The organism is Paenibacillus sp. BR1-192 (assembly GCF_029542445.1).
Lineage (GTDB): Bacteria > Bacillota > Bacilli > Paenibacillales > Paenibacillaceae > Paenibacillus_AQ > Paenibacillus_AQ lautus_A.
This window is the reverse complement of record NZ_CP120718.1, coordinates 3,440,154-3,454,385: the sequence shown is the minus strand read 5'-3', so window position 1 is coordinate 3,454,385 and position 14,232 is coordinate 3,440,154. Positions and strand designations below refer to the sequence as shown.

Genomic DNA, 14,232 nt, shown 5'->3' with positions numbered 1-14,232 from the left:
GAATGAAACCTACACTAAAGGCAGCCGTATATTTCCAATGAATTTGACTGATAACTAAACTTTTTTATCGATAATATGTTCATTGGCACGGATCTCTTGAATTTCTTTTCTCAATGCTCTCATCTCTTGAAGCATGGCATCCATTCTAATGATGATTTTGGATGAATTGATGGCGTAACGAATAACAATGGTGGAAACTACGATACTTATCACAATCATGAAAATCTCTACAAAATCCATTTAATCAAGAACCTCCGTATTATGATGGCTGAATGAATTCCTTAAGCAAGCCCTGCATCATGGCAAAAATCAGTTCGGAATCCTGCAGCTTATTCTCCTTTATCCCGTGCCAGCAGTCCGTGACGCTCATACGTACCACGTCAATGCGCTCGTATCCCTCGAGCTGCTGGCCGGATTGGCTTATTACCTCATCGGTATAATAGACATGAGCGATCTCGTTGCACCTCCAGGACGCCGGGTACAGCTTGCCTAGGTAGTGAAGCTCACCGCAGATGAAGCCTGTTTCCTCCAGCATTTCACGTCGAGCCGCCGATTCCAGGTCCTCTTCCTCGCCTACGCCGCCGCCAGGCAGCTGAATAACGTAATCATCCACGGCCGCTCGGTATTGACGGATCAGCAGCAGCTGATCGCCATCCTTTGCCAGAACAACAACGGACACATAATTTTCCTTGGTATAATACACTTTGCCTGACGTTTCCTCGTAAATCGATATTCCGTTATGGCGGATCAATAACTCGCTATTTACCATACGGGCAGATGCTCCTTTTCAAGACGGTTGGTCTTTTCTCCCGTCGAATTCTTCTTTCAGGATGGAGAATAAATAGGAATCATGATAACGGCCCTTAAACCATAAGTGCTGCCGTAGATGCCCCTCCTGCTTCATCCCGATGTGACGCATGACGCTAGCAGACCCGACGTTTCCCGGCCGACAGGTGGCATAGATCCGGTTGACTCCCAGTTCCTCGAAGCCGAAGCGGCACATGACCCTAGCGGCCTCGGTAGCATAACCCTGCCGCCAATAAGCAGGATTCAGACAGTATCCAAGCTCTGCATTCGTATCGGATCGATGAAGCCCCACGCCTCCGATCAATTGGCCGCCATCCTTTAATACGATCGCCAGCTCGTAGCTGTTACGGGGGCTCTGCTCTATCATTCGGCGGATTTCCCCTACATACTTCCATGTATCTTCTTCCGTATTGGGTCCCCACATCGTATACTCGGTCACTCTTGGATCTGAAGCATAGGCATGAATACTCGCAAAATCCTCATCCCGGAAATCGCGGATCGTCAGTCTAGGGGACTCTAACTGCATAGGTACCTCACTCCTTCATGAAGCCTCCGGCACAGGCGGAGGTGATTTTTTCCAATTATACCACGCTGTATGTCGCAGATAAAAAAAGAAGCCGGGCAGCGGGACTGACCCCATAACGTGAGACAAATTAAAAACACCTTCAAGAGAATGCAACCATGTCGTAAGATATGGGGACAACTTTGGAGGTGTTTTTGCGTTGGCAACAAGAGTCAGCTATCCAGTGGAAGTGAAAAAGAAAGCTATTGAAATGAGGTTGGATGGCATTCCAGTGAAAGAAGTCATGGACCAACTGAACATACGAAATAAGACACAAGTAGAGACCTGGATGAGATGGTATCGCAGTGGCCAATGGAATCGGTTGGAGCAGCCTGTCGGTAAACAATACAGCTACGGTAAAGGGCCTGAATATACATCTGAACTCGAGAAGGTACAGGCGGAAAATCGGTTTCTGAAACAACAGTTAGATCTGCTAAAAAAGTTCGTGGAAATGCAAAGGAGGTGTCGCCAAAGGCTGTAGTGGAGTGGGTTGAGTCCGTTCGAGGAGAAGTCAGTGTAACCCAAGCGTGTGCATGGATCGGGCTTTCTCGCTCCACCTACTATCGCTGGAAGGACGCCCACGAGAACCCATGTAAAGATCACATGGTAGAGAAGATTCGTGAACTCTGTAGTCAGCATAAATTTCGTTATGGATACCGAAAGATCACGGCTCTGCTTCGGATGGAGCGTAAGATTAACCATAAACGCGTTCAGCGGATTATGCAGCGCGAGGGGCTCCAATGTCGTGTCAAAGTGAAGAAACGCAAACCTACAGGGCAGCCAGCTTACATCGCAGAACACTTGTTAAAGCGCCAATTTGAAGCCGATGCCCCCATGCAAAAACTCGTTACAGATATTACGTATTTGCCGTTTGGCGGAAAAACGTTATACCTGTCGAGTATCTTGGACTTGTTTAACGGAGAGATTGTGGCGTACAGTATTTCTGACAAGCAAGATACCGGGTTTGTTCTGGACACGCTGGGTCAGCTGCCCGCTCTACCAGGCACCATGCTCCATAGCGATCAGGGCAGCGTCTACACATCTCAGGCCTATCAAGAAGCAGTAAAGGGAAAAGGCATTACCATGAGCATGTCCCGCAAGGGTACGCCCGCTGATAATGCCCCCATCGAATCGTTTCATTCCACGCTAAAGTCTGAAACGTTCTATCTCGAAGGTTTAACCTGTACGACGACGGCAATCGTCGAGCAGACCGTTCGAAACTACATTACTTACTATAACTCAATTCGCATTCAAACAAAACTAAACAACCAATCGCCGGTTCATTTCCGGCAACTGGCTGCTTAAACTTGCAAGGTGTTTTGATCCCTGTCTCACAAACGGGGGTCAGTCCCCAGCCTATCCCCCAAGCTTCTTTCAATATCTCACATTAAGAAATTCCTTCCAGTTTCTTCTCCCTGTCATGCGTTTTGAACTTATGAATATAACGGGAAAGCACGCCATGTCGCGGAGAGGACAGAAAGCTGATGATAAATACGATTCCGGTTGCGAATGCCATGGATCCCGAAATGGAGGTGTCCAGCCATACCGCGATATAATAGCCCATAAATGCCGATATGACGCCAAAGGCCCCGCTTAGCGCCAGCATGATGGAGAGTTTATCGGTCCATAGATAAGCAGCCGCGGCAGGCGTTATTAACATAGCCACCACCATGATCGCCCCCACGGCATCAAAGGAGGCCACCGTTGTGATGGAGACGAGCGACATGAACACATAATGCATAAGCACGACGGGAATGCCGATGCTGGCCGCAAGTGCCGGATCAAAGGAGGTGATCTTCCATTCTTTATAGAATGCCAGGATCACGATAAGCACGACCAAGAGAACGGCTGCCAGCATAAAGGTCGCTTTCGGTACCTCGCCTAGAAGCGGAACGTGCATCACATCCCATGGCACAAACGTGATTTCGCCCATGAGCGCATGCTTTGTATCCAGATGGGCGTTGCCAACCTGGGTCGCAATCAGGATGACGCCGATGGCAAACAAGGTTGTGAAAACAACGCCGATGGATGCGTCCTGCTGTACGCCCCGGGAATGAAACCATTGAACCAGTACCGCCGTCAGCAGGCCGGCTATGATCGCACCGACCAGCATATGCGGACCGCTGAGTTCTCGGGTGACGATAAACGCCGTGACGATGCCGAGCAGCACGGTGTGGCTGATGGCATCGGCCATCATCGCCATTCGGCGCAGAATCAGGAACACGCCGACGATGCCGCAGGACAATCCGACGAGCGAGGCTGTGAGTAAGATCCATGCGGTATAAGTCATTGATTGCTCCCCCTCTCGGAAATACGGGGACCAAGAACGGTTTGACTGCCCGCGTCCCTATGTTCTTTTTTCTGGGAGCGGAGCTGCAGAGCCTGAATCAGAAGACCCTTCTCTGCGCCGAAGACCAGAGAGATCGTGAACAACACGGAGGAAGCTACAACGATAAAGGGCCCTGTAGGCCATCCTTTTCCCAGAGTGCTCACGAGTGTACCGACAAACCCGGCGCCGCCTCCAAATACAGCCGACAGAATGACCATCATTTTGAAGGATTGTGTCCAATATCTTGCACTGACGGACGGAATGATCAGCATGGCCGCCATCAATATGACGCCGACGGCCTGAATGCCGATGACGATGACGAGAACGAGCACTCCCATATAGAGGGTATTCATCAGTCTGCCGTTCAGCCCTAACCCCCGGGCAAAATCGGGATCAAACAGAAATAGCTTCCATTCTTTAAAACCAATCGAGACAACGAGAATGACCAGAACAGCCAGGATTAGCATCGTAACCACATCCTTGCGAACCATGGATGCCGCCTGCCCGAAAATAAAGTTATCCAGTCCGCTTTGATTCCCGCCGCCCGTACGGTTCACGATCGTCAGCAGCATAATGCCCAAACCGAAAAACACGGATAGTATCATGCCCATCGCCGTATCCTCTTTAATGCGGCTGGAAGTCCGAATCCACTGGATCATCCAGGCCCCGATTAAAGCGCTGGCGGCTGCCCCGAGAATCATGACCAGCAGGTTCTTGCTTCCCGTCAAAGCGAATGCGATCACGACACCCGGCAGCGCTGCGTGAGACAATGCATCGCTCATCAGGCTTTGCCGCTTCCAATAGGCAAGACAGCCGATCATGCCGGCTGCCATGCCCAGGATTAACGTGCTTAACAGTACCCACTGTGTGTTCGGCGACAATAATGAATTGAGCATGCTTTACGCCTCCTTCATCCAGCGAAGCGAACCGCCGTATGCGCGGTAAACTTGGTCCTTCGTGAAGACATCTTCCGTCTTCCCGTGCGCAATGACCGTACGGTTCAACAGCAGCACATGGTCGAAATAATCTTCAACCGTCTGCAGATCATGATGGACCACCATCACGGTTTTGCCCGCCGTTTTCAGATCCTTCAGGGTTGTCATAATCGCCCGCTCGGTTGCGGCATCGACTCCAGCTAACGGCTCATCCATGAAATAGAGATCGGCATCCTGAACGAGCGCCCTTGCGAGAAATACGCGCTGCTGCTGTCCGCCGGAGAGCTGACTGATCTGCCGGTCGGCAAAGTCTGCCATGCCCATCTGATCAAGGGATGCCATCGCTTTTTCCTTATGGCTCTTGTTTGGCCGTTTCAGCCACCCCACCCGTCCGTATAAACCCATCATGACGACATCCAACGCATCGGTCGGGAAATCCCAGTCCACGGACCCCCGCTGCGGCACATAGCCGACGCGGGTTTTCGTTTGGCTTAAGCTGGACCCGAAGAAGGAAACATTCCCCGACAGCTTCGGATGAAGCTCCAGCATGACTTTAAGCAAGGTGGATTTGCCGGCGCCGTTCGGCCCGACAATGCTGGTTAGCGAGCCCTGCTCCACGCTGAAGGACACGTTGTGAAGCACTTTATTTTTTCGATACGATGCATGGAGATCTTGAACTTCAAGTACAGACATCTTATTCACCACTTCCTGTTAACGCATGATAGATTGTTTCGACATTATGACGGTACATTCCGATATAAGTGCCTTCCGTCGTTCCCGTCTCGCCCATGGCATCGGAGAAGAGCTCGCCTCCAAGCTTAATATTTAGTCCTTTCTTGGCAGCTCCTTCAATGACGGCATTGATCGATGCCGGGTTGACGCTGGACTCGACGAATACGGCAGGCACCTTGTGTTCCAGCAGTAGGTCGATCGTGCCGTTAATATCCGAGAGGCCGATTTCATCCTCAGTGCTCAGGCCTTGAAGGCCGACGACTTCCAGACCATGCATACGGCCGAAATACCCAAAGGCATCATGAGCGGTAACCATGACCCGCTGCTCTTCCGGTATTTGCCCCAGCTTATCTTTTGCCTCCGCTTTCAGCTCATCCAATTGCGCAAAATACTTCTGCTTGTTCTCTTCAAAATAGTCGGCATCGGCGGGAGACAGCGACTTCAGCTCTTCCACTGCAGAGTCCAAGGAGGTCTTCCATAGATCGATATCAAACCATACGTGGGGATCGGTCGCCTGCGTGTCATCCTGAAGCAACCGATCCTTCGGGATGGCGTCCGCTATCGCCAGCACGGGTTTGTTTTTTCCGATCTGTTCGAAGATTTCCGTCATATTGCCTTCCAGATGAAGTCCGCTATAGAAAATAACATCCCCGCTATCCAACTTCTTGATATCGCCTTGTGTGGCATTATATAAATGCGGATCGACGCCAGGTCCCATCAAGCTCAGCACCTCCACCCGATCTCCTCCGATGACGGAGATGGGTTCCGCAATCTGTCCAATGGTGGTTACCACGCGTATTTTCTTGTCGGCCTGCTCGGTTGCCGCTCCGCTCTGCTTCGCTTCTCCCGATGCGCATGCGGATAATACCAGCAACAAACCCAGAATGGCTGCCCCCATGAATATCCTGCCTCTACTAGTCCTCTTGTTCTTCATCTTCTTCTCCTCCACTCCAAATAAATAATGAGTCGACCATTCTAATGTAAATGAAAACCTCGTCCTGCCGTCGTACAATTGTTTTGCATTAATGCAACATTAATTCCTATGTACAAAAAATAATTCATCTTTAGGTTTTTGTCAATGTTATTTTATAAATTCGTACACGCGGTATCTCATTTCATTTCTTCAAAAGCTTGATTTAATCCATAATATCCGAGCAATCAGGATCTATTTTTCGCATAGGCAAAATATTTAGCTGTATTTAAATATTTTAATAGGCTAGGATTTCATTCATGTTCAATGCACCAAAAAAGACGACTTCTCGTCAAGAGAAATCGTCTTTTTTTCATATGGTTTGATCGATCACAACCCTTGGGTTATCCAAAAAACCGAATGTGCGCAAACTTGGTTTTTAAACGGTCGAATTTCTTCCTGCTATTGCTGCGGTTATCGGGCAATAGCTTCACATCGGCCAAAGCACCGATGGTTTCTACCACCTCGTCGATTGACAGATGATCGGTATCGATGTGACGCTGGAACACTTCATTCGAGAATCCGCTCATGCACCGATCGATTTGCTGCGCTGCCCACGAATTCGCACCTTCCCCTCGGCTCCGCAATCGTCTTAGCAGGACTTCCTTGGAAGCACACAAGGTGAAATGCCGGACAACAACGCCATCCCGTCTCAGGTTCCCAACGATTTCATCGAAATATGACGCGTTTGATATGGTCATCGGAGCAATGATCAATTGATCGGATTCCTGGTCCATATACTTGAACATGGAGTAGTTAAACTCCCTCCACATCGGATAATGCTGAAAATCATCGCGTGTGGCATCCTTCGGAAGATTATCGCGAATGAAATAACCTGCATTCTCCGGATCGTATACGCACGAGTTCGGTATTCTTCGCTGCAGCTCATGCGCAGCCTGGGTTTTGCCCGATCCGAATGCACCGTTCACCCAAATAATCATAGATGAAAGTACCCCTTCCTTTTAACAGGGTTTTGCTTGTATCACATGTCGTCTCTTAAGTAAAATTATGTTTTTCTCAGAAAGTCCGGCAATCGAGTCAACGTTTTTCCGTGATCGCGGATAAATCCATATTGTTCGTATAGACCATGGGCATCCCGCGTCGACAAGATGCCGAATAAATTTCGGTAGTCATCGCTGGTGGTAATCGTTTCGATTAATTTCTTTCCTATGCCATGCCCACGGTAAGACTCATCCACAAACACATCGCATAACCAATACACGGTTGCGTCGTCGGTCACGACCCTGGCAAATCCGATCTGCCGGTTGTCGATATAGGCGCCAAAACATGTTGAGCCCTCTAGCGATTTCTTAATTTTTTCATCGGAGCGTTCGTTAGCCCAATAGCTTTGACGCAAAAAATGTACAATGGCATCCATATCCAGGAGGGAAGGGTCGCTGCTTATCAAAATCCGCTTCAGATCGATGTCCATCATCATACCGTCAGTTCCTTTTACCGGAGCCAAATGCAATCACGTAATTGTCCGGATCCTTGATCGCAAAATCCTTCCACACGCCCCAGTCTGCTTCCATGAGCACAGGCTCTTGTACCACTTCTGCCCCGCGAGAGGTTAGTTCTTCATACAACTCGTCTAATTCGCGGTGCGTATCCACATAGGCGTATGTATCCCAAGGCGTCTGTTGATCCTGGCCTGGCGGATTCGGTTAACGTCCGTCATCGTTGCCGCCTGAATCAGTTTGAAACCTAGCGCAAAATCATCCCTGACCGCCCAAACATCGTTCACTTCACAACCGAGCACCTCTTCATAAAACTGCTTGGATCGGGAAAGATCGGATACCAATCGAACTTGAACTGAGAATTGAATCCTGCTCATAAGATCATCTCCGGCTACTTTTCCTTCCATAATACAATCGTCCGACTCGCTTAACAAGAACTTTTCGTAAGTGCTGAATGCTAAGAATAAAATTCGATGGCAGGGTTGCCTGCATACGTGGTTTCCGAATATTCGCCCGCCTTATATTCCGAGATGATCGTTGTCCAGAAGTTTTGCGCCGGCAGATTTTTTTCCAGCCAAGCGATGCTCCACTTCCCCCTGAACCATTCGAATACTTGGAATGCCGCCTGTTTGCCGATACCCTGCTTGCGGTATTTCTTAAGAATAAAAAATTCTGCCATGGAGTAACCGGTATCTGAAAGATCTGATGCTTCGATTTCCCTCACCAACACAAATCCGGCAAGCTTCCCGGATACTTTGACAAAGTAAGGGTGGCGTCCCTCTTCGGTCCAGTAATGGTCTACATACTTATAATCGTAAAGACCGTACTCGTTAACGTCATTATCGCTGTCATCCTCATACGGACTCATATCGTATTGATATAACTCCATGAGGCTGCGCAATACGCTCTTCTGTTCATATGAAATCCTTGCAAGTTTCACATTCTCACCTCTCATGCCATCTCAGCATTTTTATAATTTTAACGAAACACCCTATTCCACATTCTATGTAACCATCCTGCCAGTTATATGTGAAGACGGCAATCGCCATACCATCTTCTGGTCATAGACTAGCAATTTCCATCTATTGCTGAGCCATTCAATAGCTTGTAAAATATAACAGTTAATATATCACACATAGTTAAGGAGAGAAACCCATGACGACAGTGCAACAGCAAGCGGCCAAGCGAGCCATGATCGAATGGCTTGCAAATGAACGAGAGCTTGGACATAAACCCAGCAAAATCGAATTAGCCGGAGAATTCAATCTCCATGGCATGCATTACTACATATTTAAATATAAGAAATCCATGCTTGGTAAATGGCTGGTTGGCGTGTGCGGCGGTTATGAACATGCCTCGGACACCGAGCATTGCGGTCATGTATTCAGTGAGATGCAGCCTTATGATCCTGCCACCGCGGAAGAGGAAGCGATATCCATGGTCAATATGATCCGGGAGTATTGGATGCAACAGGCGGCGCAGTATGAATCGGCGGAGAATCCAGAGGATGACGCGGCAGACAACCAAACGTCATCCGGCATATTCAACGGCTTCGTTCTGTTGAACTCGCCAGAATGCGATTTGGAGCAGATCAAAGCCAATCTTCTGCGCGATTGGAGCATCTCCTGCTCCCCGGAAGACGGCAGCGCCGAAGAGGAGAAGGAAGGCATGCTGGTCTTTGAGGCGGAGGGCTGCATGATTGCAGTCAGCTTCATCAATGCCCCGGTGCCGGATGGCGAGGCCGAGCATTACGCTCAAGGGAACTACCTGTGGCCCGAGGCCGCCGAGGTCACCCAAACCCATGTTGCCCAGCTTATTCTGGCCGTGCTGAAGCGCTCCGCGTCTCCGCTGGATAGCGGAAAAATGTACGTCAAACTGGCGGCCAGCTGCCTGAAGCTGCCGAATGCCGTCGGGCTCTACTCGTCCGGCACCGTATTTCAGCCTGAGTTCTATATCGATATGGCCGAAACGATGAAGACCGAAGATCTGTTTCCCCTGTTAAATCTCGTATATTTTGGTTTAGTTGGCACCGAAACCGGAATCAACGGATATACCTATGGGCTCAGAGCCTTCGGCAAGGATGAGATCGAGGTGCTGGACAGCCAGGCGACCCCTGCCGAGCTCCGTGAATTCCTGATGGACATTGCTTTATACATCGTGGAGCAGGACGTCACGCTAAGGGACGGGGAAACCATCGGCTTCTCCGCGGAACAGAAGCTTCCGATTACCCGCTCCGAGGGCGTGTATCTTCCTGATGACACTCTTAAAATCAAATACTGAATTTAACGAATCAACTCTCCGACAAAGCACGCCTAGCCATCGATATGGACTTGGCGTGCTTTTTATATTTTCCAACGACTACGACTTTGTTGACGGCTTCCACTCCTTGACGGAATTTGCAACTGGCATACGCTGGGCGGCCGCTATTATTTTGCCAAATTGCTCGATTTTGCTATAATAATAATTGCATTAAATCTATATTTAATGCAATTTCTGTTCTAAACGATTGGACGGGTGTGAAGCGATGAACTATACCGAAGTTTTTGAGCACTATGAGCGGGAAATGAAGCTGTTTCTCTCCTATATGAAGGATCGCGAATACGCCAAGGATACACAACAGGCCTATCTTCATGATATCAAGCACTTTCTGAACAGCCTTGAAGGGAAACCCATCACGGATATCACAGACATTGATGTGATGTATTATCTGACGCAGGTGCGGGAAAGCGGTGCCGGCGCACGATATCGAAATCGCTGCCAGTCCGCCATCCGTCTCTTCTATAAAGTCATGATCCGTTTCAAATTGGCGAGCACCAATCCTGCCATGGATATCGAAAAAGCCAAGGTGGAGAAAAACCGTCAGCCTACCTATCTTCAAAAGCCGATTCTGGATGCTTGCCTGAGCGGGATTGAAGGAAGATATAAAATTCGAGACGTGACCATCATTGCGCTTATGGCTTATGCGGGTCTTCGGGTTAGCGAGATCGTGAAGCTGAATGTATCGGACTTTGATCTGGAGAACTCCAGCATCGGAGTGCTGGGTAAAGGCAATAAATGGAGATACATCCCCCTCCCCGCCGAATTGAACAAGCTGCTGCAAATGTACCTGGAAGAACGGATGGCACCCAGAAGCTCAAAGGATAACGCCTTCTTCGTATCGCAGTTTCGGCGCAGAATCAGTAAACGCATGGTGCAGACGATAGCCGAGAAGACGTTTGAGGCGATGACCGAGCAGTTTCCGCAGTTATCCGGGCAATCTCTATCCGCTCATAAGTTAAGACACTCCTTTGCCACCGAGCTGCTGCGCAACGGAGCTGATCTGCGTGCTGTGCAGGAGCTCCTCGGACACGAGGATATATCCACCACGCAGATTTATACCCATGTGCTGGATGAGACTAAAGAGCGCGCCATGAACAAAATCCGACCGGCGATCCCCCTTCTCTTCACACCCAAGCCGTGACAAAGGACACGGTTTGCAAGCACTCAACCTGTAACATAGTCACCGCTCATGTTCTTTCTGCAAGTGAAAACGGCAGCAACCATGCTGCCAAAGGAAGTTCGGATTCCCAAGTCCCGTATGCACGCGAAAAAGCCCCCATTCACTAGGGGGCTTTCCTGCAAATATGATGATCCTGTTACGCCTGAATGAACAGGCTGAACTCCTGGCCATTTTTGACCGGTTCCTGTGCCATGGTGTAGCCGTGCTTGACAACTTCCTCCGGCACGTTCCGAAACGCGGACGGACAGTCTGAAATGACCTGAAGCATTTGTCCTTTTTTCATATCACGCAGCGTTTCGAGTGTATAGATGACCGGGTAAGGACAAGATTCCCCCCGGAGATCCAGAGTAAAATCAACGGACATGTGTTGCATCCCCTTTCTTGAATCCTACGCCGAAGCGGTAGTTTTTTTGCCAGTACGCGGCGACAGCGAATCCGACCCCGAGTACGATGAGCGTAACCGTTAAAGCAGCCGCCGGACCCATGGCGGTGATCAGGTTGACAGGCGAGCCGCTCTTCACAAGCAGATCGTATACCCCCATGTGATCCCAAGCGTATGCTAATGCGGTAGCTCCTACAATGTTACCGATAAACACAGGCAAGAAGACAACCTGTCCTTCCATCAAACGGTACATCATGCCGGTTTCGCAGCCGCCGGCCATGACGATGCCCAGACCGAACAGCAGTCCGCCAATCAAGGTGCTGGGAGCGGCAATTTTCGTAATCGGCTCTAATCCGTACACAAGAATAATAACCAGCGTGGCGACGGAACTGACTGCCATGCCCAAAGTGATCGCTTTGGTCATCGTGGCCCGGCCGCTGATCCACAGATCACGAAAAGCGGAAGTGAAACAGATCTGCCCTCGTTCAATCAAGATGCCGAACGCTGCGCCGAATAGGGCGGCGGTCCCCAGCATGGTGCGGCCCGTTGCATAGAAGCAGACAATCAGCGCGAGGTAAGTCAGACCGAGTACCGCCCCAAAGAGCGGTTGCCGGTTTTTACCCTGTTTAACGCTCGGCAGGCTGCCGCCTTTTTTCAGCACGGGCTTGCCTTTCCACCACCTTGTGTTGACCAGCTTGGCACCCAGGAAAGTGCCTGCCCCCGTAGCCACGATGAAGATCCAGGCATGAAGCGAGAACTGAGGCACACCGGTAAAAAAGGCAGCGAGGTTGCAGCCCAGGGCCAGTCGGGCTCCGATACCCGCGATGATGCCTCCGGCAAACCCCTGTACATACCGCCGCTTCTGTCTCGGCATGCGGATCTTGAAATTGCCGCTTAGCAGAATCGTAATCAGGGCTCCGATGAACATGCCCCAGACGATCCATCCGTCGGTCCGCGTCCAGGTCGTGCCGTTCATATGGACAAGGTCGAAGTACGCCCAGCCGGAAACATCCACCCCCACGAATTCCAGAAGATGCCCGCCCAGACGGGTGAACTCACCGGTTACGGCCCAAACCGTATGGGTGATACCGAAATAGACGGCGCTGAGAATACCGGCCATAGCCATAACCAGATAGGGGCTCCAGTAGTTCCCGAACCATGTTGAATATAATTTTTTCACCTTGCTCAATAACTCCTCTACCAGAAAATTCACGATCCTGATCGATCATAAAACCCACAAATTTCATTTTACTATAAAATCCTCGCTGCGGGAGGGAAAGATTCAACAAAAAAAGCCGCGAAAATCGCGGCTTCATTTGCTTGCAAATGGCGAGTTTAACAAGCTCGTACAGGTTCACAGCGGCGGGTGTTCCACTCCCATTTGAATCCACCCTTCCTTTGAAGGACCATATACCGCCGGGATCTTCAATCCCGCTTGTCGCATCAGAACGGTAACCTGTCCCCGATGGTGGACAATATGCTTGATCAATCCCATGAAGATGGTAGCATTGGATTCCTGACGACCGAAAGCATTCTGAACCTGCGTTAACGTCTCATCCGTCCATTGTTCTTCAACTGCTTTTGCTGCGTCGGAACTTAGAAGCTTAAACGTCTCCGCGATTTGGTTTGCCGCGGGTACTTCTGCTGAATTTGGTATCTGCTCGATGACAAGGCCAAATTCAGACAAATATTCAGGAATATTCGTTACGAAGTGCCATGCAATCCTTCCGAGCGTCCTCCCTTCAGGATATACTTGCTGCTGTAAGGATTCATCCGTCAAACTGTCTAAAATCCTTTGCGTTAGAGCGGCTTCGTCCTTCCATTCCGTGATGAAATCGGCAACGGTTCTATACATGATAACCCCATCCCTCCTTGAGAAACTCGTTCTCTGCTTGGTAAAATCGGTTACACGTTCCTTCCCCCGAGAGAGGAAATCGGATGACGTGCTCAGATCAATCATAATCGCTAATAGTGACAAGTATTGTCATCAATAGATCAATTTATTTCGCGATCTTTGGAAGCGAGACATTGGCTTCGACGACCACTTTCCAATTGTGATTGCAAGAAGCCGTTATGAACCCACGTCCTGATATATACTCCTCTACTAACTCTGCGGTATCGATGAGAATCTCGCGAATCACTTTCTTGCCCCGGAACATGACGTAGTCTCCTCCTCCGCTTGCCCGGTAGCTGTTCATGACCACATCCAGCTCCTTCTCGTCCGGGAGGTCTACTCCGTTGTATTTCAGTTTGATCACCCTGGATCCCGGAGGCTCCGCAATGTTTAGCGTATATTCAATGCCTTCCCACATTGATTTTGCTAGGCATGGATCTTCAAATCCCCTCCATGATTAAAAAAACCTCGTATCCGTGAAGGATACGAGGTTTTTAAGTTATTCCTTGTTGACCAGCAGATAGAGTATCTTCTACTTTTCCACGTATTCCATAGTAAATTCATATCCAGCGCTTCTATAATAGAGACTGCCGAGTCATCATTTTATCAACCAATGTTAATTCCTCCAGCTTACATCGCCTTTGAAGCTTAAAGTAACGCAGCGA

At 49.5% G+C, this 14,232-nt stretch carries 19 protein-coding genes; 3 read left to right on the top strand and 16 right to left on the bottom strand.

Going from position 1 to position 14,232, the window contains the following annotated elements; genetic code table 11:
* Positions 1 to 54: 54 nt before the first annotated feature.
* The 3 genes from P0X86_RS15390 to P0X86_RS15380 are packed head-to-tail and all read right to left on the bottom strand — an operon-like array spanning position 55 to position 1,333.
* Complete coding sequence (locus P0X86_RS15390; RefSeq protein ID WP_192571974.1) at positions 55 to 240, bottom strand: hypothetical protein; 186 nt, start codon at positions 238 to 240, stop codon at positions 55 to 57.
* 19 nt (positions 241 to 259) lie between these two features.
* Positions 260 to 769: an NUDIX hydrolase gene (locus P0X86_RS15385; RefSeq protein WP_096773639.1), complete on the bottom strand. Its 510-nt coding sequence runs from the start codon at positions 767 to 769 to the stop codon at positions 260 to 262.
* 18 nt (positions 770 to 787) lie between these two features.
* The gene (locus tag P0X86_RS15380; protein ID WP_277748891.1) at positions 788 to 1,333 is read right to left on the bottom strand and encodes a GNAT family N-acetyltransferase; all 546 of its coding nucleotides are present in this window, start codon (positions 1,331 to 1,333) and stop codon (positions 788 to 790) included.
* A 196-nt stretch (positions 1,334 to 1,529) separates the two neighbouring features.
* Here P0X86_RS15380 and P0X86_RS15375 point away from each other — a divergent pair.
* Positions 1,530 to 2,674 (top strand): IS3 family transposase gene (locus P0X86_RS15375; protein ID WP_277748312.1). Its coding sequence is split into 2 segments (ribosomal slippage): positions 1,530 to 1,824 and positions 1,824 to 2,674, totalling 1,146 coding nucleotides; the frame shifts between segments, so codons are not numbered across the junction.
* A gap of 82 nt (positions 2,675 to 2,756) precedes the next feature.
* On the opposite strand, the gene P0X86_RS15370 is transcribed toward P0X86_RS15375, so the two are convergent.
* The 9 genes from P0X86_RS15370 to P0X86_RS15335 all read right to left on the bottom strand — a co-directional run bounded on the left by P0X86_RS15370 (position 2,757) and on the right by P0X86_RS15335 (position 8,732).
* The gene (locus tag P0X86_RS15370) at positions 2,757 to 3,659 is read right to left on the bottom strand and encodes a metal ABC transporter permease (RefSeq protein WP_015735174.1); all 903 of its coding nucleotides are present in this window, start codon (positions 3,657 to 3,659) and stop codon (positions 2,757 to 2,759) included.
* Complete coding sequence (locus P0X86_RS15365; RefSeq protein ID WP_096773637.1) at positions 3,656 to 4,594, bottom strand: metal ABC transporter permease; 939 nt, start codon at positions 4,592 to 4,594, stop codon at positions 3,656 to 3,658. The genes P0X86_RS15370 and P0X86_RS15365 overlap by 4 nt, the downstream gene beginning before the upstream one ends.
* Positions 4,595 to 4,597: 3 nt before the next feature.
* Entirely contained in the window at positions 4,598 to 5,326 is a 729-nt protein-coding gene (locus tag P0X86_RS15360) for a metal ABC transporter ATP-binding protein (protein WP_277748890.1), read from the bottom strand.
* Between the two features lies 1 nt (position 5,327).
* On the bottom strand, positions 5,328 to 6,299 hold the full coding sequence (locus tag P0X86_RS15355) for a metal ABC transporter solute-binding protein, Zn/Mn family (RefSeq protein WP_096773635.1): 972 nt from the start codon (positions 6,297 to 6,299) through the stop codon (positions 5,328 to 5,330).
* A 380-nt stretch (positions 6,300 to 6,679) separates the two neighbouring features.
* Positions 6,680 to 7,276, bottom strand: a complete 597-nt coding sequence (locus P0X86_RS15350; RefSeq protein ID WP_036663100.1) for an AAA family ATPase — start codon at positions 7,274 to 7,276, stop codon at positions 6,680 to 6,682.
* A 65-nt stretch (positions 7,277 to 7,341) separates the two neighbouring features.
* Entirely contained in the window at positions 7,342 to 7,767 is a 426-nt protein-coding gene (locus P0X86_RS15345) for a GNAT family N-acetyltransferase (protein ID WP_277749041.1), read from the bottom strand.
* A gap of 10 nt (positions 7,768 to 7,777) precedes the next feature.
* Complete coding sequence (locus P0X86_RS33155; protein WP_347177545.1) at positions 7,778 to 7,948, bottom strand: VOC family protein; 171 nt, start codon at positions 7,946 to 7,948, stop codon at positions 7,778 to 7,780.
* Positions 7,927 to 8,169: a VOC family protein gene (locus tag P0X86_RS15340; RefSeq protein WP_277748889.1), complete on the bottom strand. Its 243-nt coding sequence runs from the start codon at positions 8,167 to 8,169 to the stop codon at positions 7,927 to 7,929. The genes P0X86_RS33155 and P0X86_RS15340 overlap by 22 nt, the downstream gene beginning before the upstream one ends.
* 80 nt (positions 8,170 to 8,249) lie before the next feature.
* On the bottom strand, positions 8,250 to 8,732 hold the full coding sequence (locus P0X86_RS15335; RefSeq protein WP_277748888.1) for a GNAT family N-acetyltransferase: 483 nt from the start codon (positions 8,730 to 8,732) through the stop codon (positions 8,250 to 8,252).
* Positions 8,733 to 8,947: 215 nt separating this feature from the next.
* On the opposite strand from P0X86_RS15335, the gene P0X86_RS15330 reads away from it, so the two are divergent.
* Complete coding sequence (locus P0X86_RS15330) at positions 8,948 to 10,072, top strand: DUF4261 domain-containing protein (protein ID WP_277748887.1); 1,125 nt, start codon at positions 8,948 to 8,950, stop codon at positions 10,070 to 10,072.
* A 244-nt stretch (positions 10,073 to 10,316) separates the two neighbouring features.
* Entirely contained in the window at positions 10,317 to 11,252 is a 936-nt protein-coding gene (locus P0X86_RS15325; RefSeq protein WP_096773632.1) for a tyrosine-type recombinase/integrase, read from the top strand.
* A 175-nt stretch (positions 11,253 to 11,427) separates the two neighbouring features.
* Here the strand turns inward: P0X86_RS15325 and yedF are convergent, their stop codons facing one another.
* The 4 genes from yedF to P0X86_RS15305 form a co-directional block, all read right to left on the bottom strand.
* On the bottom strand, positions 11,428 to 11,655 hold the full coding sequence (gene yedF / locus P0X86_RS15320) for a sulfurtransferase-like selenium metabolism protein YedF (RefSeq protein ID WP_192571981.1): 228 nt from the start codon (positions 11,653 to 11,655) through the stop codon (positions 11,428 to 11,430).
* On the bottom strand, positions 11,645 to 12,799 hold the full coding sequence (yedE, locus tag P0X86_RS15315; RefSeq protein ID WP_249732797.1) for a selenium metabolism membrane protein YedE/FdhT: 1,155 nt from the start codon (positions 12,797 to 12,799) through the stop codon (positions 11,645 to 11,647). The genes yedF and yedE overlap by 11 nt, the downstream gene beginning before the upstream one ends.
* Before the next feature lie 228 nt (positions 12,800 to 13,027).
* Positions 13,028 to 13,528 carry a DinB family protein gene (locus P0X86_RS15310; RefSeq protein ID WP_213578538.1) on the bottom strand — a complete coding sequence of 167 codons (501 nt, stop codon included), beginning with the start codon at positions 13,526 to 13,528 and terminating at the stop codon, positions 13,028 to 13,030.
* Positions 13,529 to 13,673: 145 nt separating this feature from the next.
* Positions 13,674 to 13,931 (bottom strand): hypothetical protein, encoded by a 258-nt coding sequence (locus tag P0X86_RS15305; protein ID WP_481858285.1) that lies wholly within the window; start codon positions 13,929 to 13,931, stop codon positions 13,674 to 13,676.
* Positions 13,932 to 14,232: the final 301 nt, after the last annotated feature.